Raw genomic sequence first — 15,648 nt, forward strand, 5'->3', positions numbered from 1 at the left:
GTCTTGTTAGCCCGCATGGCTTGTTTAGAGTGCAGGCCGACAACACCGGAAAGTAGCCATGGCGTCAGAGACTGCGGAAAACGCATCGGCGATCACCTTCTCAACCAAGGCTCTTCCCACCGACATCCGTCTTCATGCAATGCGCGATTATCTCGCCGACATGATGCGCGTAGAGGTTGAATCGCTCGTTGCGGAAACGCCGATCGATTATTCTGCGGGCCTGTGCGTTGTGCCCGGGGCGAGCTGGGGAAGCGCCTATGCATCCGCGGTCGTGACGACACGCACCGCAACGCTCGCCCAGGACGGTCAGGACGACCTGATGCTTGTGGTGCCGGATATCCGTATGATCATACAGGCGCGAGGCGCGAACGATCTTGAAGTCCGGCCCGGAGAGGCGGTTCTGTTTTCGCAGGCGAGGGAAATGCGCATTGTGCACCCTGATGCGGGACATGCGTGGGCGCTCCGTGTCCCTCATGCGGATATTGCCGCGATGGTCCCGGGCCTTGGGTCGGCGCCTGTCCTTTCCCTGCCGGCGGGCACGCCGATGTTGTCGCTCTTGAAACGATATGGGCGCATTCTTGAAACCGAGCCGTTGGCCGGCGCGACCCAGCAAAAAATGGTCGTGCGGCAACTGCAGGAGATGATGTCGCTCGCGATCGGTGCCTCGGCCGATTTCCGGAAGCACGCGGAAGAGACAACGGTTGCCGCCGTTCGGCTGAACAGCATCAGGGCCGAAATCGCCGCTCATCTCGGCAACAGCAACCTCCGGCTGGAATGGATCGCAGCCCGGCAGAACGTCACGCCGCGTCATCTTCAGCGCATCCTCGCGCGCGAAGGCCTGCATTTCAACGACATGCTCCGGCGCGCGCGGGTGGCGAAGGCGCGGGCGCTGCTGGAAGATCCGCGCAGCGCGAGCCGCACGATCCTTTCGATCGCGCTCGAGTGCGGTTTTCCCGAAGCGTCCGCGCTCAATCGGGCGTTCCGTCAGGAATATGGCCTCAGGCCCGGCGACGTCCGCTGAGGCGGCGCCTTCGTTTGCCTAAGCCCGGCTTACCGGCCTGCGTCGCATGGCAATACCTGCCGCGCCGAGGCCGCAGATCACCAGCGCCAAAGAGGCGGGCTCAGGAACATCGCCGGGAACGCCGTCGCTCAACGTGACGTAAATGAGCGAACCGAGGCGGTCGAAATCATAGTTCACACCCGACACGTTGAGGTAGGTTTTGCTGATTTGCGTGCCGGTCGCCAAGTCGAAGGTCGCCAGCGCTGCAAAGTTGCCGGCGCTGCGCACGAGCGCCTGGAAGGTGCCGTCGGGCGCAAACAGGATGGAGCCGACGTCGCTGAAGTCGAGGCTCACGCCAAGGTCGTTCAAGTGGACGCCGCCGATGTTCTCGCCGGTAAGCCCGTCGAATGTGACCAGCGCTGCGTGGCTGCCGCCGGTTTTCACGACGCCGCGAATGGTGCCGTCGGAGGCATAGGCCATCGACCCGATTCTGTCGAAGTCGTAGCTGACGCCGCCGGTGTTGAGGTGCGTGCCGACGATGTTCTCGCCCGTGGCCGGATCGAAGGTAACCAGCGCGGCATGGCTGCCGCCAGTTTTCACGACCCCGCGGATGGTGCCGTCGGAAGCGTAGGTGATCGATCCGATTCTGTCGAAGTCGTAGCTGACGCCCTCGGTGTTGAGGTGCGTGCCGCCGATGTTCTCGCCCGTGGCCGGGTCGAAGGTAACCAGCGCGGCATGGCTGCCGCCGGTTTTCACGACCCCGCGGATGGTGGCGTCAGGCGCGGCGGTGATCGATCCGATTCTGTCGAAGTCGTAGCTGGCGCCGTCGGTGTTGAGATGCGCACCGCCGACGTTCTCGCCCGTGACCGGGTCGAATGTGACCAGCGCTGCGTGGCTGCCACCGGTTTTTACGACCGCTTTAAGTTGAGCGCCAGCCAGCGCGGGGTTTGCGATTGCCGAGCCGAGCAACAGGAGAGCGGCAACTGCAGTGTGTCCCTTCAGCGCGGCAAGGCTCGGAAATCCATAGCGGTTCATTGCGATAGCACCTCAAAATGGGCGAAGCGGCTCGCCCGTTAATCTTCGGTGCTGATAACCGCTCGAACGGCAGCCGTATTGACGGGATGCGACTCCCTTGTTGGCGCTACGCGACTCTGCGTGATCCTGCCCGTGCGCAGGCGGGCGTCGGGCTGGTGAAAGGGGGTGCCGCACTTTATAAATCGCCCCCGGTAGTTACCGGGATAGTAACCATGCATATTTTTGAGTTAAGAAGGAAATACTGCTGGTGCGCTGTACGGCGCGGTGTTTCGTGAGGGGGCTATGATCAAGTTCATAACGGCGAAGAACAAGTCGCAATATCGGGCGCTCATCGATCAGATGCACCAGGACCGCAAGCGCGTGTTCGTGGACTGGCTGAAGTGGAACATCCCGGTCGTCGGCGACAAGGAAATCGACCAGTACGACACCGACGACGCCATCTACATCATCGACGTGGATGCGGAGGGCAACCACGTCGCCTCGATCCGCTTGCTGCCGTGCTCGGTGCCGACGCTGATGGCGGAGCATTTCGCGGATATGGTGCAGAGCCCGGTCCCGGCGGACGATACCGCGTGGGAGATGACGCGCCTGTGCGCCAATCCGAACGTGAAGGACAAGCTCGCCCAGTGGACGGGCCGCAAGAACATCACGGTCGCCGCGATCGAGTTCGCGCTGATGCGCGATATCAAGCAGCTGATCTTCGTCACGCATTCGAGCTGGGTACCCACGATCCTGTCGGTGGGCTGGGATATCGAGCTGCTCGGCCTGCCGCGCGAGGACGGCACGGAATCGATCGCCGCGATGCGGATCAACGTCACGCCTGAAACGCTGACGCTGATCCGCCGCAACTGGGGGGTGAAGGAATCGCTGCTGCCGTCCGAAGAGGCGCTTTCAGCGGTTGCCTGAGGAGGCGTCGCCCCGAAAGGGGTGGCGGGTTCGAAACATGCTGGACACCAGAGTCGCGGATTCGCGGCGCGATGCCGTGCGTTTCCGTGAGATGCCAATCGGCAAATCGAATGTGCAGTAATTGCCAGTCGTGCGCGGCGTTTGCGCTGGCCGGGCGGGTCAGCGAGGCGAAGGCGCTGCTCGATGCCATCAATGTCGGTGGATTGTTCGACGCGGGGCAGGACGACGATGCGCGGATGGCGGGCCGCGCGCTTCTCGACGTTGTGCTGAAGCGCCTTGCAGACGGTGTCGACGATGCGCGCCGCCTGCCGGCGCTCTGCGATCCGCTCAGCCCGGAGGACCGAGCGTCTTGAGATAGGCGACGAGGTCGTTGATCTGCTCGGGCGAGAACTCGAACGCCGGCATGTCGCCGTGGCCGACGAACACGCCTTCCGCGAAAGCTTCGGCGATGTAGTCGGGCGGGTAGTTCGTGAACAGCGTCGCGAATGATGGTGCCGAGGCGTGCGAACTCGTCTGTCCCGCCTGCGTCGCGTGACAGCGTGTGCAGTTCGCTTCGGCGAGCGCCTTGCCGCGCGTGATGGCCGGGACGTCGCGCGAGAGTTCGGAGGGCGGCGGCGGATTGCCCTCGGGCAGCCGCGCGGCGGGCGCGGCCGCAGGCGTCTGCGACGGCTGCGACGCGGCCGTTTCGCTTTCGACCGGTTTTTCCGCGTCCTTTTTCTTCTCGCACCCGGCGAGGACAAGGCCTCCCGCCACCGCGATCATTGCCAGCCGTGCCGTAACTCCCGGAATTCCGATGCGCATACCTGTCTCCTCGCGCGCACAATGCCGTCTGCGCGGCGCGCGTCAACGGGGCGGATGCGATGAACCGCGCGTTTTGGTGCACGGCTCGTCCCGATGGCGGGAACAGGCCGGGGATGCCTCCGTTGATCAAGCACATCCAAAGGAGGAGAGCTCATCATGCAGAACGAAAGAACGCGCGAGACCAACGACCTCATCTCTTCGGAGAAGGTGGACGGCACCTCCGTTTATGCCCGCGACGGCGAACGGATCGGGTCGGTCAAGTCGCTGATGATCGAGAAACGTGGGGGCCGTGTGACGGACGCCGTGGTCTCCGTCGGCGGCTTCCTGGGGATCGGCGAGCAGTATCACAGCCTGCCGTGGTCGACGCTGAAGTACGACACGGATGTGGATGGCTACCGTCTCGATGTTACCGAAGACCAGCTTCGCAGCGGTCCGACGTTCGACGAGGCGAATACGGATACGGCGCTCGACCGCGCGTATCAGCACCGCGTCTATTCACATTACGGTGTGAACCCCTACTGGTAATCCCCGGATAGACGCCTGCAGCGGCTCGCGGTCTCCTTTGCCCGCGGGCCGCTGTTTGCATTCGCCGTTGGCCCCGCTTATGCCGCTTGCCCATGCGCGTCCCCGTCCTGCTTTCGCTCGCCATCGCCGCCTGCGGCAACGCCGCCCCGCCCGCCATTGAGCCGCTTGCCGTCGAAAGCATCGCCGTGCCCTTCGATGCGCGCGACGCTGCAAGGCAGGGGGAGGGACGCCTCAGCTATGCGGGCGGTGTGGCGCTGCGCTCGGCGACGTCATGGTTCGGCGGCCTCTCGGGGCTACGCTGCCCGGATCGTTGTTATGCGGTCGGTGATGCCGGTTTTCTCCTCAGCTTCGACCGCGTGGAGCGGAACGGCCGGCTCGTCGGCATCGAAAATGTCCGTGGCGGTGCGCTTCTCGATCGCGAAGGTGCGGCCGGGGCCAAGGCGGCGCGCGATGCGGAATCGCTCGTGCTCAGTCCCGGCGGCGCGGAGGCGCTCGTCGGTTTCGAGCGGTCCAACAGCCTGTGGGTGGTGCCTTTGGGGCAGCCGGAATGGCGCGCAAGGCAGGTCTACACGCTTCCCGAAATGAAGGATTGGCCGCTGAACGGCGGCGCGGAGACGCTTGTCATGCTGCCCGGCGGCGTACCGCTCGTCATCGCCGAGGAGGCGCCGGACGGCGGCGACCGGCCCGCGATCGCCATCGGCGCGGTGAAGCGCCCGGAAGGCACGCGCGCGAACCTTGCATTCCGTTACCGCCCGCCCGCGAATTTCTCGCCGACCGACGCCGCGCTCCTCGATGATGAACGCCTCATCATCCTGAACCGCGCGTTCTCGCCGCTTACCGGCGTGGCGATGGCGCTCGTCGAGGTGCCGCTCGTGGAGATCAAGGAAGGCGCCACCGTGCAGGGCCGCGAGATCACGCGGCTGCGGCCGCCTGTCAGCATCGACAACATGGAGGGGATCGACATCCGCCGCGAGGACGGGCGCGTGTTCATCTATCTCGTCAGCGACGACAACTTCAACGCCGCGCAGCGCACGCTGCTTCTGAAGTTCGAGTTGCTCCCGTAAGCCCCGCATAGAGAAAGGGCCGGCGGATCATCTCCACCGGCCCTTCGAAATCTTCGAAAATGAACCCGCTCAGGCGGCTGTGGCGGCGTTCAGCTTCTTCTTGATGTCACGCTTCAGGCGGCGGGCCTTCAGGCTCAGCTTCTCGTCGCGCGTCTTGACCAGCCAGTTGTCGAGGCCGCCATTGTGCTCCACCGAGCGCAGGCCGTGCGTCGAAACCTTCAGGCGAACCGTGCGGCCGAGCGCGTCGGAAATCAGCGACACGTTCTGGAGGTTCGGCAGGAACACCCGCTTGGTCTTGTTGTTGGCGTGGGACACATTGTGACCCACCTGGCGGCCCTTACCGGTCAGCTCGCAAACGCGCGACATGCTTTTCGTCCTCGAATCTTGTGTTTCAGCCGTGGCTTGAAAGTGGGCGCCTATAGGGGAGGCAGGCCTCCCCGTCAACCGCGCTCATCCGCTGCCGAGCTTCGAAAGCACGAAGGCGAACAGAAATCCAGTCACCGCGATGAGCCCTGCGAATTCGGGCGTTTCCTCGGTCGCCTCGGGGATCATCGTGTCGACGAGCATGGCGAGGATGCCGCCTGCCGCAACCGCCGTGGTCGCGGCGAGCACGTTCGGGTCGGCGCCCGCGAGCAGCAGGTTGCCGAGCATCGCTGCCAGCCCCGAGGCAAGCGCGATGCCGCCCCAAACGCCGAAGATATATGTTGGCCCGCGCCCCGCCGCGCGCATCCCGGCGGCGCTGGAAAGCCCCTCCGGCACGTTCGAGAGGAACACGGCGGCGACCATCACGAGGCTGACGCCCGTGCCGTCGAGCAGGCTGACGCCGATCGCGATCGATTCGGGGATACCGTCCAGCAGTGCGCCGACGGCGATGGCGAGCCCGCCGCTCTCCGCGGCCGGTGTCTGGCTTTCGCCGGGGTTGTAGCCGGATCGCTTGCGGTGCTGCGCGCCCCGGCGCGATATCGCGATGTTGGCGGCGGTGTAGAGGATCGCGCCGCCCAGGAAGCCCACGGCAGCAGCATCGAAGCCGCCCTGGCGATAGGCCTCGTCCATCAGGTCGAAGGCGACGGCGGAGATGAGCACGCCCGAACCGAACGCCATCACCACCGCGATCAGCCGCTGCGACGGGCGGCGGAGCGTCGCGAACGCGGCGCCGATCAGCAGCGCGCAGCCGCTGCCGAACCCCCACAAGCCTGCTTCAAGCCACTGCGGCACCGCACCCCCGCACGCCTCGCTGATGCCCCGGCATAGCGCAGTGTATCCCAAAAGTCTCGCCGGGCCGGGTGCACGCAAACCGCTCTTTCATCGCCGATCTTTCCGTTCTAGACGGGAATCATGCCTCTTTTCGCGATCCACTGCATCGACAAGCCCGCCAGCGGCGATCTGCGTACCGCAACCCGGCCCACGCACCTCGAACATCTGGAAAGCGTCGGCGATCGCCTCCTCGTCGCCGGGCCGCTGCTCGATGAAGAGGGGCGGCCGATCGGCTCGCTGCTCATCATCGACTTCGATGATCGCAAGGCCGCGATCCAGTTCGCGGCGGATGATCCCTATGCGCAGGCCGGGCTGTTCGCCTCGGTTGCGGTAACGGCATGGCGGCAGGTTCTTCCGAAATAAACGTCCTCAGCGAACACCGTGGCCCGGTGTTCGTCGTGACGATCAATCGTCCGGATGCGCGGAATGCCGTCGATGGCCCCACCGCCGCCGCGCTCGTCGAAGCTTTCCGTGCGTTCGATTCCGATGCGTCGCTGTCGGTTGCCGTGCTGACCGGCGCGGGCGGCAATTTCTGTGCGGGTGCGGACCTGAAGGCGATGGGCACCGCACGCGGAAACCGCGTCGATGTCGCGGGCGACGGACCGATGGGGCCGAGCCGCCTCGTGCTTTCGAAGCCCGTGATCGCCGCGATCGAGGGTTATGCGGTCGCGGGCGGGCTGGAGCTTGCCGTCTGGTGCGACATGCGCGTCGCCGCGCGCTCGGCGGTGTTCGGCGTTTTCTGCCGCCGCTGGGGCGTGCCGCTGATCGACGGCGGCACCGTGCGGCTGCCGCGCCTCGTCGGCGAATCGCACGCGCTCGACATGATCCTCACCGGGCGGGCGGTTGCGGCGGAGGAGGCGCTCGGCTGGGGCCTCGCGAACCGCGTCGTGGAGGATGGTGCGGCTCTGGAGGCCGCGGTCGCGCTGGCGGAAACGATCTCTGCGTTCCCGCAGGCCTGTCTTCGCAACGACCGCGCCAGCGCGCGCGGCCAGTGGGGTTCACCGGAAGTGGAGGCGATGGCGCGCGAGTTCGCGCTCGGCATGGAAACGCTGGCCTCGGATGAGGGTCGGGCGGGCGCAGCGCGTTTCGCCGGCGGTGCCGGGCGCGGTGGCCGTATCGAATGAACGCAAGGCCGAATCGGCGACTTTCATGACGTCATGACGTTGACGCTCCGGCCGCGCTGCGGCACATGCGCCGTATCGGGTCTGTAGGCGTTCCTCTTTCACCGGCCCCACGGCGCGATGGATCTTCATGGACGTTCTTCGGCATTTCGGTTTGAAGCATGTGCTGTTCCGGCAGGAACCGCACGGGCAGCTCTATCTGCACCATGGCTTCGAGACGGCACTCTCGGAAATCGTGGACGCCGTGCTGGCGTGCGAGGGCGTGACGCTCACGGGCGCCGCGGGCATGGGCAAATCGCAGCTGCTGGCGGCGGCAGCGCGGGAGCTTGCCGCGCGCGGCGTTTCGGCGGCGAGCTTCGCCGGCCCCACGCTCGCCGCACAGGCCGATTTCGCCAATCTCGATGCGATCCTCGTCGACGAGGCCGATGCCGCTGCGCCGCGCGTGCTTGAAGCCGTGCTCGCCAAGGCCGCGCAGCACCGCGTCACCGCCGTGCTTGCCGCGCTCGAATCTTCGCGGCTTGGCAAGCCGGGGCGGCTCGTCAGGCTGGCGCCGATGGCGGGCAGCGAAATCGCGGATTTCCTCGTCGATGCATCCGCCGCCGCGGGACGGCCGGATCTGTTCACGGTCGCCGCGCAGGAAGCGATTGTCGAGGCGGTCTCGGGCAATCCGCGCGTTCTGAAGCAGATCGCCGGCGCTGCGCTTCTGGAGGCGATGTTCGAGGGCGGGGTCGTCGTCGAGCAGCGCCACGTGCTCGCGGCGATCGCCGCCCGCCCGCCGCTTCCCGCGGCGGAGCCCGATTATGTCCTCGAAGCGCCGCAGCGGCCGCAGCGTACCACGCCGCTGCAGCCCGCGCCGATCGTGGTTGCGGAGCCGGAACCCGAAGCACTACAGCCGATGAAATCGTGGGTAGCGGAAGAACCGCGCCGCCGTTTCGGCGCGCGCGGCTTCATCGCGGCCACGGGGGCCCTCGGCCTTCTGATCGCGGCAGCGCTCGCCTACGCGGTCGATACTTTCGGGTGGGACCGCATCTCCGCGTTCCTGCATCTTCCCGAGACCGCGCGACCTGCAACCAGCGAACTGCGTCCGGTCCTGCAAGGCCCCGCGCCGGGCTTCTCCGAGCCCGAACTCGCCGTGCTGCCGGGCACCGGCGATATCATCGACGAGCCCGTCCCGCTTCCTGCGCTCACCGAGACGCTGTCGGACGGCAGCACCGTGGTGCCGCCGCCGGTGCCCGACGCCGCGACCCCGGGCTACCGCCCGCCTTCGGCGACACTGCCCACCATCTCCGCCGCCGTTCGTGCGGGTATCGCCAACCCGTCAGTCGGAAAAACACGGGGCGCCGCCGCTGCACTGCCGCAGGAAGGCCCGGCAATCGAAGGCCGTGAAGCTCTCACCGAACTGCCCGCGCACGACATCGAGGCCGCGCCGCTTCCCGCAATCAAAGACTAGCGCCGCCGAATCCCCTCGGCGATCATCTCGTTGGCGAGCGTCGCGACGGTTTCCGGGTCGGACGAATCGTCGAGCACGCAGTAGCGCAGGCCGAGGAAGACGTTGATGCCCATGATCGCCCAGGCGTGGGCCTCGCTCACGTCCTCGCGAATCTCGCCGCGCGCGGCGCCCACCTTCAGCCTGTCGAGGATGCGGCGCGCCGTGCCCTGATAGTGCTGCCGGTAGCTTTCGGGGTCCGCGAACTCGGCCTCGTCGATGATTCGGTAGACCTCCTTGTGCTCGCGCGCGAATTCCAGGAAAGCCTTCAGCGCCGCGCGCTCGCCCGAAAGCGTATCCGTGGTGCAGGCGATCGCCTCACCGGCGCGCTGGCCGACGCGGGCGGACATGTCGCGCACAAGCGCGCGGAAGATTTCATCCTTCGATTCGAAGTAGGTGTAGAAGCTGCCGAGCGCCACGCCCGCACGCCGCGTGATCCCGCTGATCGAGCCCTCATGGAAGCCCTTTTCGCCGAATTCGACCGCGGCGGCGTCGAGCAGCGCGCGCTGTGTTTTGCGCCCGCGCGCGGTCCGCGGCTCGCGGTCCGTGTGTTGCGGAATTGCATCGGTTGGCATCGAGCTCCCCTTCATTCTTTCCCGACCCCATAATTCAATTTGAAAGGTGGTTCAACTTTCAGTATTGGCGATTCAACACAAGAGCCATCGGGCTCGGCCTTACAGCATTGGGGAGGAAGAATGCGCCGCATTTCGATTCATTCCGTTCTTGTCGCCACCACCGCGCTTGCCGCGTTCGCGCCGCTTCCGGCGTTCGCGCAGGACACTGCGGCCAGCGAGGCCATCGAGGACGCGATCGTCGTCACCGCCCGCCGCCGCGAGGAGAGCCTGCAGGACGTGCCGATCGCGATCTCCGCGTTCAGCGGCGCCGCGCTTGAGCGGCAGGGTGCGCTCGACATCACCGAAATCAGCCAGGCCGCACCGAACGTGACGCTCGAAGTGTCGCGCGGCACCAACACCACGCTCACCGCCTTCATCCGCGGCGTCGGCCAGCAGGATCCGGTCGCGGGCTTCGAGGCGGGCGTCGGCCTCTATCTCGACGACGTCTACCTCAACCGTCCGCAGGCGGCCGTGCTCGACATCTATGATGTGGAACGCATCGAGGTGCTGCGCGGCCCGCAGGGCACGCTCTATGGCCGCAACACCATCGGCGGCGCGGTGAAGTACGTCACCAAGAAGCTCGCTGCCGATCCGATGCTGCGCCTGCGTGGTTCGCTCGGCACCGATGAGCAGGCGGACCTCGTCGTTACCGGCAGCATCCCTGTGGGCGATGGCACGCTCCGCCTTGGCGGTTCGGTCGCGCGTCTCAGCCGCGGCGGCTTCGGCAAAAACCTCACCACGGGCGACGACAACTACAACAAGGATATCTGGGCGGGCCGCGCCACTGCCGAGGTCCACGGCGACAGCGTCTTCATCCGTCTCTCGGGCGACTACACCAAGGACAAGAGCAATCCGCGCGGCGGCCACCGCCTGATCGCCGGGATCACGAGCGGCACGCCGGTGCTGGACGACGTTTACGACAGCCGCGGCGGACTTGATGATCCGAAGCAGGAAGTGAAGGCGTGGGGCACCGCGTTGTTCATCGAGGCGAACCCGTCTGATGTCGTCACGTTGCGCAGCATCACCTCCTATCGCAAGGACGACAGCGGCACGCCGATCGATTTCGATGCGCTTCCGTCGGTCAACGTCGATGTGCCTGCCACGTACAACAACAAGCAGCTCTCGCAGGAAATCCAGTTCCTCTACCAGAACGGCGGTTTCAGCGGCCTCATAGGCGGATACTTCCTCGATGCAAGCTCGCAGACGGCGTTCGACGTGCGCCTGCCGGGCGGTGTCACCGCGCTCACCTTCGGCGATGTCGATACGGAGACCTTCGCGGTCTTCGGCGATTTCACCTATGACCTCAGCGACCAGTTCAGCCTGTCTGTCGGCGGTCGCTATACGTGGGACGAGCGCAGCTCGACGATCCTCAGGCAGACGTACCTTGGCGGCGGCTCGCCCTTTTTCGGGGGCGGCGGCACACTCTTTGCCACCACGTCCGATTTCACGGGCAAGGCGAATTTCAAGGAATTCACCCCGCGCGCCTCGGTCAGCTTCAAGCCGAACCCGGATCACAACCTCTACGCCAGCTATTCCAAGGGCTTCAAGGGCGGCGGCTTCGATCCGCGCGGCGTCAGCACGGCGGCACCGGACGCGAACAGCGACGGTGTTCGCAGCTATGACGAGATCTTCGATTTCCTCTCGTTCGCTCCCGAAACCGTGGACAGTTACGAGATCGGCTGGAAGGCCTCGCTGTTCGATCGCCGCGTCCGTTTCAGCCTCGCGGCCTTCCACGCCGATTACAAGGACGTGCAGATCCCCGGTTCGGTCGGCACCGTCATCGGCGGCCAGCAGACCTTCATCGGCGTGACGACGAACGCCGGCAAGGCGCGCATCCAGGGCATCGAGTTCGAAGGCAATGCGATCCTCGCGGAAAGCTTCGGCGCCACGGATGATCAGCTCAGCTTCAACTGGGCGCTCGGCTACATCAATGCCGACTACAAGCGGTTCATCGACAGCCGCGGCATCGACGTTGCCGATCGCCGCAACGTGCAGAACACGCCGAAGTGGACGGCATCGGGTACGCTCGCCTACGCTGTACCGGTCTCTTCGGGAACGCTCAATGTCAGCACGACGCTTTCCTACCGCAGCAAGACCTACCAGTTCGAGTTGCCCGCCGAGGGGCTCGACCAGAAGGGCTATTCGCTCTGGGATGCAAGCCTGGTCTGGACGTCGGACAGCGACCGCTTCAGCCTTGGCCTCCACGGCAAGAACATGCTGAACAAGAAGTACATCACCTCCGGCTACGTGTTCCTCAGCCAGAATCCGGACACCGGCGCCTATAACCGCACACTGGCGGGCGCCCTCATCCCGACGCTCGGCAACGAAGGCGTGCTCACGGCCTACTACGGCAACCCCCGCCAGGTGTTCGTCACGGCCGGGTACAAGTTCTGAACGGTTCCTCCACCCCCAACCCTCGCCCCGGCACGCAAACCCGCGTGCTGGGGCTTCTTCTGCTCGTCTATACGTTCAACTTCATCGACCGGCAGATCATCGGCATCCTCGCGGGGCCGATCAAGGCGGACCTAGGCCTTTCCGATACGGAGCTCGGCCTGATGGGCGGGCTCGCCTTCGCGCTTTTCTATTCGGGCCTCGGCATCCCGATCGCCGTCGCGGCGGACCGGCTGAGCCGAAGCCGCATCATCGCCATCTCGCTCGGCCTCTGGAGCCTGTTCACGGCGGCGTGCGGTCTTGCCGGCAACTTCTGGCAGCTTTTCCTCGCGCGTCTCGGCGTCGGGGTGGGGGAGGCGGGCGGTGTTGCGCCCTCCTATTCGCTCATCGCCGATTATTTCCCGCCCGATCAGCGTGCCCGCGCGCTTGCCGTGTTTTCGTTCGGCATACCCATAGGCTCGGCGCTCGGCGTGATGCTCGGCGGCTGGGTCGCGAGCGAAGTCGACTGGCGCTTCGCCTTCATCGCCGTGGGCCTTGCGGGGCTCCTCATCGTGCCCGTGTTCAAGCTCGGCGTGCCGGAGCCCGAACGCGGCCGTTTCGATCCACCCGCCGGGGAACGCCCGCCGGTGCGGCACGTGCTCGCCACCGTGGTCGGCAAGCCGACGTTCTGGTTCATTTCCTTCGGCGCCTCCTGCAGCTCGATGTGCGGCTACGGCCTCATGTTCTGGCTGCCGTCCTATTTCGGGCGCAGCCTCGGGCTCGGCCTTGCAGAGATCGGCCTGTACATGGGCGCGATCCTGTTCTTCGGCGGCATCGCGGGCGTGTGGGCGGGCGGCTGGCTTGGCGATCGCCTCGGCCGCGCCAGCAAGCGCGCCTATGTGCTGGTTCCGGCGGCGGCCTTCGTCGTGGCGGTGCCCTTCTATGCGGCGGGCATCCTGCAATCCTCGCTCGCGCTTGCATTCGTGCTGTTCCTCGTGCCGCAGGCGCTTGCGCTGATGTGGCTCGGCCCGGTCATCAACGCCGTGCAGGGCCTCGTGCCGCCCACGATGCGCGCGACCGCCTCGGCCTGCTTCCTGTTCGTCAACAACCTCCTCGGCATCGGTGCGGGAACGCTCTTCTTCGGCGCCGTCTCCGACCTCTACGGCAGCCGCTTCGGCGATGAATCGCTCCGCTACGCCATCCTCACCGGCCTCGGCTTCTACCTCCTCGCCGCCGTTTTCCTCTGGCTCGCCTCCCGCCGCATCGAGCGCGATTGGCACAACTGAGGCGCTCGGCCGCCAAAAGTTAACGAATTGTAAATTTCCACCTTGGCGACGGTCGCCGCGGTGGTATCAATACGCCATGCGTAAGCTGGCTCGCATCGGACGGCTGTTCAAGATCACCAACGGCTTCGAGGCCGGGGTGATCATTTATGCGCTTGCTCTCGGTGCGGCGCTGCGCGGCGAGGCGTATCTCAATGCCTATCCCGGCGGCTTCGGCTGGGCGCTCTTTGCGGCGTGTATGCTCGCCGTGCTCATGGCCGGGGCGGCGCTCGTCGATGGGGTTCGCGCGGCAAGTCCGGAGCTGGCTGCCGAGCGGCGGCTCCTGCGTGTGACGCGCGGTGCGCGCGGCCCACGGGGCTGATCGCAAGCCCGTCCGTCTTCCGTGCAAGCACGAAGTGAATGCCGCCGAGCGCGGGCAGCAGGCGTGTCAGCGGCCTGTCGAGCCATTTGAGGCCACGCACCGGCGGTGCCACCAGCGCCGTCTTCCACGCGATGGGCTCGAACATCGCCTCGCGCAGCAGCGTGCCGAGTCCGTTGCGGCCATAGGGCTGCCCCTGCCCGAACGGGGTCGATTCGAAGTGCGTCCACACCCCCGCGCGGTTCGGCACGATCAGGATGAGTTCGCCCGCGGGCGCCAGCACGCGCCACAGCTCGCGCAGCAGCTTCGGCGGATCGGCGAATTCGAGCGCGTGCACCAGCAGCGCCTGATCGAACAGCGCCTCCATGAAAGGCAGCGCGGTTTCGCGCGCGCTCACAGCGCATGATGGTCCCCGGCGCGGCCATGCCCGCGCGCCCTGATCGGTGGGCATCACCATGCACAATCGCTCGACGCGGGCGGGATCGAGGCCTTGCAGCAACGGCGCCGGATAACCGAGCGCGAGCAGCCGCGCCGAGGCATCGGTGCGGACGGCGGGGGCGACGATCTGCGCGAGCAGCCGCGCGGTCCGGCGCCCGTCCGCGCCCGCGTAATAGGCTCTCAGCGCGTCGAGGCCCGGCCTCATGGCGCCGTCGGTGCTACCGCTCGACGCAGAGCGCGATGCCCATGCCGCCGCCGATGCAGAGCGTGGCGAGGCCCTTCTTTGCGTCGCGGCGCTGCATCTCGTGGAGCAGCGTCGTCAGGATGCGCGCGCCCGAAGCGCCGATCGGGTGGCCGATCGCGATGGCGCCGCCGTTGACGTTGAGCTTCGCGGGATCGAAGCCAAGTTCCTGCCCCACGCACAGCGCCTGCGCCGCGAACGCTTCGTTGGCTTCGATGAGATCGAGATCGGCGACGCTCCACCCGGCCTTCGCCAGCGCCTTCTTCGAGGCGGGAACCGGCCCGATGCCCATGATCGCCGGATCGACGCCCGCGCTCGCCCACGATGCGACGCGCGCCAGCACCTTGGCACCGCGCTTCGCGGCCTCGTCGGCGGACATCAGCACAAGTGCCGCCGCACCGTCGTTGAGTCCGCTGGCGTTCGCGGCTGTCACCGTGCCGTCCTTCTTGAAGGCGGGCTTCAAACCCTGCAGGCCTTCGATCGTGGCGCCTGCGCGGATATATTCGTCCTGATCGACGACCGTGTCGCCCTTGCGGCCCTTGATCGTCACGGGGACGATCTCGTCCTTGAAGTGCCCGGCGGCACGCGCAGCTTCGGCCTTGTTCTGCGAGGCAACCGCGAACGCATCCTGCGCCGCGCGGTCGACCTGATATTTCTCGGCGAGGTTCTCGGCGGTGATGCCCATGTGATAGCCGTTGAAGGCATCCCACAGGCCGTCCTTGATCATCGTGTCGACGAATTCGATCGCGCCCATCTTCTGTCCGGCGCGCAGGTGCTGGGCATGGGGGGCGAGGCTCATCGATTCCTGACCGCCCGCGATCATGATGCTGGCGTCGCCGTTCTCGATCGCCTGCGCGGCGAGCGCGACGGCGCGGAGGCCCGATCCGCACACCTGGTTGACGCTCCACGCCGGCGTTTCCTTGGCGATGCCCGCGGCCATCGCCGCCTGCCGCGCCGGGTTCTGGCCCTGCGCCGCTGTCAGCACCTGACCGAGGATCACTTCGGAAACCGCGTCGGCTTCCACGCCCGCCTCGGCGAGCGCCGCGGAAATGGCGATGCGCCCCAGTTCGTGCGCGGGGGTATTCGCGAAGCTGCCGAGAAAGCTGCCGACCGGGGTGCGTTTTGCGGCGACGATGACTGCGTCCATGGGGA

General features: G+C 66.4%; 18 protein-coding genes. 11 read left to right on the top strand and 7 right to left on the bottom strand.

What is annotated here, in order from left to right; genetic code table 11:
- Positions 1-58: 58 nt before the first annotated feature.
- The gene (locus ACFQ00_RS04150; protein WP_381486621.1) at positions 59-1,021 is read left to right on the top strand and encodes a helix-turn-helix domain-containing protein; all 963 of its coding nucleotides are present in this window, start codon (positions 59-61) and stop codon (positions 1,019-1,021) included.
- Positions 1,022-1,039: 18 nt separating this feature from the next.
- On the opposite strand, the gene ACFQ00_RS04155 is transcribed toward ACFQ00_RS04150, so the two are convergent.
- The gene (locus tag ACFQ00_RS04155) at positions 1,040-2,035 is read right to left on the bottom strand and encodes a PEP-CTERM sorting domain-containing protein (RefSeq protein WP_381486624.1); all 996 of its coding nucleotides are present in this window, start codon (positions 2,033-2,035) and stop codon (positions 1,040-1,042) included.
- Between the two features lie 282 nt (positions 2,036-2,317).
- Between ACFQ00_RS04155 and ACFQ00_RS04160 the strand changes: the two genes are divergently transcribed.
- Both ACFQ00_RS04160 and ACFQ00_RS04165 read left to right on the top strand, forming a co-directional pair.
- Positions 2,318-2,941 (top strand): acyl-homoserine-lactone synthase, encoded by a 624-nt coding sequence (locus ACFQ00_RS04160; protein WP_381486627.1) that lies wholly within the window; start codon positions 2,318-2,320, stop codon positions 2,939-2,941.
- A gap of 110 nt (positions 2,942-3,051) precedes the next feature.
- Positions 3,052-3,294 carry a hypothetical protein gene (locus ACFQ00_RS04165; protein WP_381486630.1) on the top strand — a complete coding sequence of 81 codons (243 nt, stop codon included), beginning with the start codon at positions 3,052-3,054 and terminating at the stop codon, positions 3,292-3,294.
- On the opposite strand, the gene ACFQ00_RS04170 is transcribed toward ACFQ00_RS04165, so the two are convergent.
- Complete coding sequence (locus tag ACFQ00_RS04170) at positions 3,269-3,742, bottom strand: c-type cytochrome (protein WP_381486633.1); 474 nt, start codon at positions 3,740-3,742, stop codon at positions 3,269-3,271. The genes ACFQ00_RS04165 and ACFQ00_RS04170 overlap by 26 nt on opposite strands.
- 156 nt (positions 3,743-3,898) lie before the next feature.
- Here ACFQ00_RS04170 and ACFQ00_RS04175 point away from each other — a divergent pair, with 156 nt between their 5' ends.
- Both ACFQ00_RS04175 and ACFQ00_RS04180 read left to right on the top strand, forming a co-directional pair.
- On the top strand, positions 3,899-4,267 hold the full coding sequence (locus tag ACFQ00_RS04175) for a PRC-barrel domain-containing protein (protein ID WP_381486636.1): 369 nt from the start codon (positions 3,899-3,901) through the stop codon (positions 4,265-4,267).
- Between the two features lie 92 nt (positions 4,268-4,359).
- Positions 4,360-5,331: an esterase-like activity of phytase family protein gene (locus ACFQ00_RS04180; protein WP_381486639.1), complete on the top strand. Its 972-nt coding sequence runs from the start codon at positions 4,360-4,362 to the stop codon at positions 5,329-5,331.
- 69 nt (positions 5,332-5,400) lie between these two features.
- Here the strand turns inward: ACFQ00_RS04180 and rpmB are convergent, their stop codons facing one another.
- Positions 5,401-5,697, bottom strand: coding sequence for a 50S ribosomal protein L28 (gene rpmB, locus ACFQ00_RS04185; RefSeq protein WP_381486642.1), 297 nt, complete (start codon positions 5,695-5,697; stop codon positions 5,401-5,403).
- 84 nt (positions 5,698-5,781) lie between these two features.
- A complete protein-coding gene (locus tag ACFQ00_RS04190) occupies positions 5,782-6,546 on the bottom strand; it encodes a ZIP family metal transporter (RefSeq protein WP_381486646.1) in 765 nt (254 codons plus the stop codon).
- Between the two features lie 120 nt (positions 6,547-6,666).
- Between ACFQ00_RS04190 and ACFQ00_RS04195 the strand changes: the two genes are divergently transcribed.
- The 3 genes from ACFQ00_RS04195 (at position 6,667) to ACFQ00_RS04205 (ending at position 9,156) form a co-directional block, all read left to right on the top strand.
- On the top strand, positions 6,667-6,948 hold the full coding sequence (locus ACFQ00_RS04195; RefSeq protein ID WP_381486649.1) for a YciI family protein: 282 nt from the start codon (positions 6,667-6,669) through the stop codon (positions 6,946-6,948).
- Positions 6,924-7,709, top strand: a complete 786-nt coding sequence (locus tag ACFQ00_RS04200; protein ID WP_381486652.1) for a crotonase/enoyl-CoA hydratase family protein — start codon at positions 6,924-6,926, stop codon at positions 7,707-7,709. Before ACFQ00_RS04195 ends, ACFQ00_RS04200 begins: the two co-directional genes overlap by 25 nt.
- A gap of 127 nt (positions 7,710-7,836) precedes the next feature.
- Positions 7,837-9,156: a hypothetical protein gene (locus ACFQ00_RS04205; RefSeq protein WP_381486655.1), complete on the top strand. Its 1,320-nt coding sequence runs from the start codon at positions 7,837-7,839 to the stop codon at positions 9,154-9,156.
- On the opposite strand, the gene ACFQ00_RS04210 is transcribed toward ACFQ00_RS04205, so the two are convergent.
- Positions 9,153-9,767: a TetR/AcrR family transcriptional regulator gene (locus ACFQ00_RS04210; protein WP_381486657.1), complete on the bottom strand. Its 615-nt coding sequence runs from the start codon at positions 9,765-9,767 to the stop codon at positions 9,153-9,155. The two genes, ACFQ00_RS04205 and ACFQ00_RS04210, sit on opposite strands and share 4 nt — an antisense overlap.
- Positions 9,768-9,887: 120 nt before the next feature.
- Between ACFQ00_RS04210 and ACFQ00_RS04215 the strand changes: the two genes are divergently transcribed.
- The 3 genes from ACFQ00_RS04215 (at position 9,888) to ACFQ00_RS04225 (ending at position 13,820) form a co-directional block, all read left to right on the top strand.
- Positions 9,888-12,200, top strand: a complete 2,313-nt coding sequence (locus ACFQ00_RS04215; protein ID WP_381486660.1) for a TonB-dependent receptor — start codon at positions 9,888-9,890, stop codon at positions 12,198-12,200.
- Between the two features lie 44 nt (positions 12,201-12,244).
- A complete protein-coding gene (locus tag ACFQ00_RS04220; protein WP_381486663.1) occupies positions 12,245-13,462 on the top strand; it encodes a spinster family MFS transporter in 1,218 nt (405 codons plus the stop codon).
- A 76-nt stretch (positions 13,463-13,538) separates the two neighbouring features.
- A complete protein-coding gene (locus tag ACFQ00_RS04225; protein ID WP_381486666.1) occupies positions 13,539-13,820 on the top strand; it encodes a hypothetical protein in 282 nt (93 codons plus the stop codon).
- Here ACFQ00_RS04225 and ACFQ00_RS04230 read toward each other — a convergent pair.
- Positions 13,711-14,460, bottom strand: coding sequence for a methyltransferase domain-containing protein (locus ACFQ00_RS04230; RefSeq protein ID WP_381486668.1), 750 nt, complete (start codon positions 14,458-14,460; stop codon positions 13,711-13,713). The genes ACFQ00_RS04225 and ACFQ00_RS04230 overlap by 110 nt on opposite strands.
- A gap of 13 nt (positions 14,461-14,473) precedes the next feature.
- The gene (locus ACFQ00_RS04235; protein ID WP_381486671.1) at positions 14,474-15,643 is read right to left on the bottom strand and encodes an acetyl-CoA C-acetyltransferase; all 1,170 of its coding nucleotides are present in this window, start codon (positions 15,641-15,643) and stop codon (positions 14,474-14,476) included.
- Positions 15,644-15,648 lie beyond the last annotated feature (5 nt).

This window comes from Sphingosinicella xenopeptidilytica, assembly GCF_042676985.1.
Classification (GTDB): domain Bacteria; phylum Pseudomonadota; class Alphaproteobacteria; order Sphingomonadales; family Sphingomonadaceae; genus Sphingosinicella; species Sphingosinicella xenopeptidilytica.

Excerpts from the sequence above, each read along its gene's own strand:
- ACFQ00_RS04165 (WP_381486630.1), top strand. The coding sequence starts at position 3,052 with ATGTGCAGTAATTGCCAGTCGTGCGCGGCGTTTGCGCTGGCCGGGCGG.
- ACFQ00_RS04200 (WP_381486652.1), top strand. The coding sequence starts at position 6,924 with ATGGCGGCAGGTTCTTCCGAAATAAACGTCCTCAGCGAACACCGTGGC.
- ACFQ00_RS04225 (WP_381486666.1), top strand. The coding sequence starts at position 13,539 with ATGCGTAAGCTGGCTCGCATCGGACGGCTGTTCAAGATCACCAACGGC.
- ACFQ00_RS04215 (WP_381486660.1), top strand. The coding sequence starts at position 9,888 with ATGCGCCGCATTTCGATTCATTCCGTTCTTGTCGCCACCACCGCGCTT.
- ACFQ00_RS04155 (WP_381486624.1), bottom strand. The coding sequence starts at position 2,035 with ATGAACCGCTATGGATTTCCGAGCCTTGCCGCGCTGAAGGGACACACT.
- ACFQ00_RS04230 (WP_381486668.1), bottom strand. The coding sequence starts at position 14,460 with ATGAGGCCGGGCCTCGACGCGCTGAGAGCCTATTACGCGGGCGCGGAC.
- ACFQ00_RS04150 (WP_381486621.1), top strand. The coding sequence starts at position 59 with ATGGCGTCAGAGACTGCGGAAAACGCATCGGCGATCACCTTCTCAACC.
- ACFQ00_RS04170 (WP_381486633.1), bottom strand. The coding sequence starts at position 3,742 with ATGCGCATCGGAATTCCGGGAGTTACGGCACGGCTGGCAATGATCGCG.
- ACFQ00_RS04235 (WP_381486671.1), bottom strand. The coding sequence starts at position 15,643 with ATGGACGCAGTCATCGTCGCCGCAAAACGCACCCCGGTCGGCAGCTTT.
- ACFQ00_RS04160 (WP_381486627.1), top strand. The coding sequence starts at position 2,318 with ATGATCAAGTTCATAACGGCGAAGAACAAGTCGCAATATCGGGCGCTC.
- ACFQ00_RS04175 (WP_381486636.1), top strand. The coding sequence starts at position 3,899 with ATGCAGAACGAAAGAACGCGCGAGACCAACGACCTCATCTCTTCGGAG.
- rpmB (WP_381486642.1), bottom strand. The coding sequence starts at position 5,697 with ATGTCGCGCGTTTGCGAGCTGACCGGTAAGGGCCGCCAGGTGGGTCAC.
- ACFQ00_RS04180 (WP_381486639.1), top strand. The coding sequence starts at position 4,360 with ATGCGCGTCCCCGTCCTGCTTTCGCTCGCCATCGCCGCCTGCGGCAAC.
- ACFQ00_RS04195 (WP_381486649.1), top strand. The coding sequence starts at position 6,667 with ATGCCTCTTTTCGCGATCCACTGCATCGACAAGCCCGCCAGCGGCGAT.
- ACFQ00_RS04210 (WP_381486657.1), bottom strand. The coding sequence starts at position 9,767 with ATGCCAACCGATGCAATTCCGCAACACACGGACCGCGAGCCGCGGACC.
- ACFQ00_RS04205 (WP_381486655.1), top strand. The coding sequence starts at position 7,837 with ATGGACGTTCTTCGGCATTTCGGTTTGAAGCATGTGCTGTTCCGGCAG.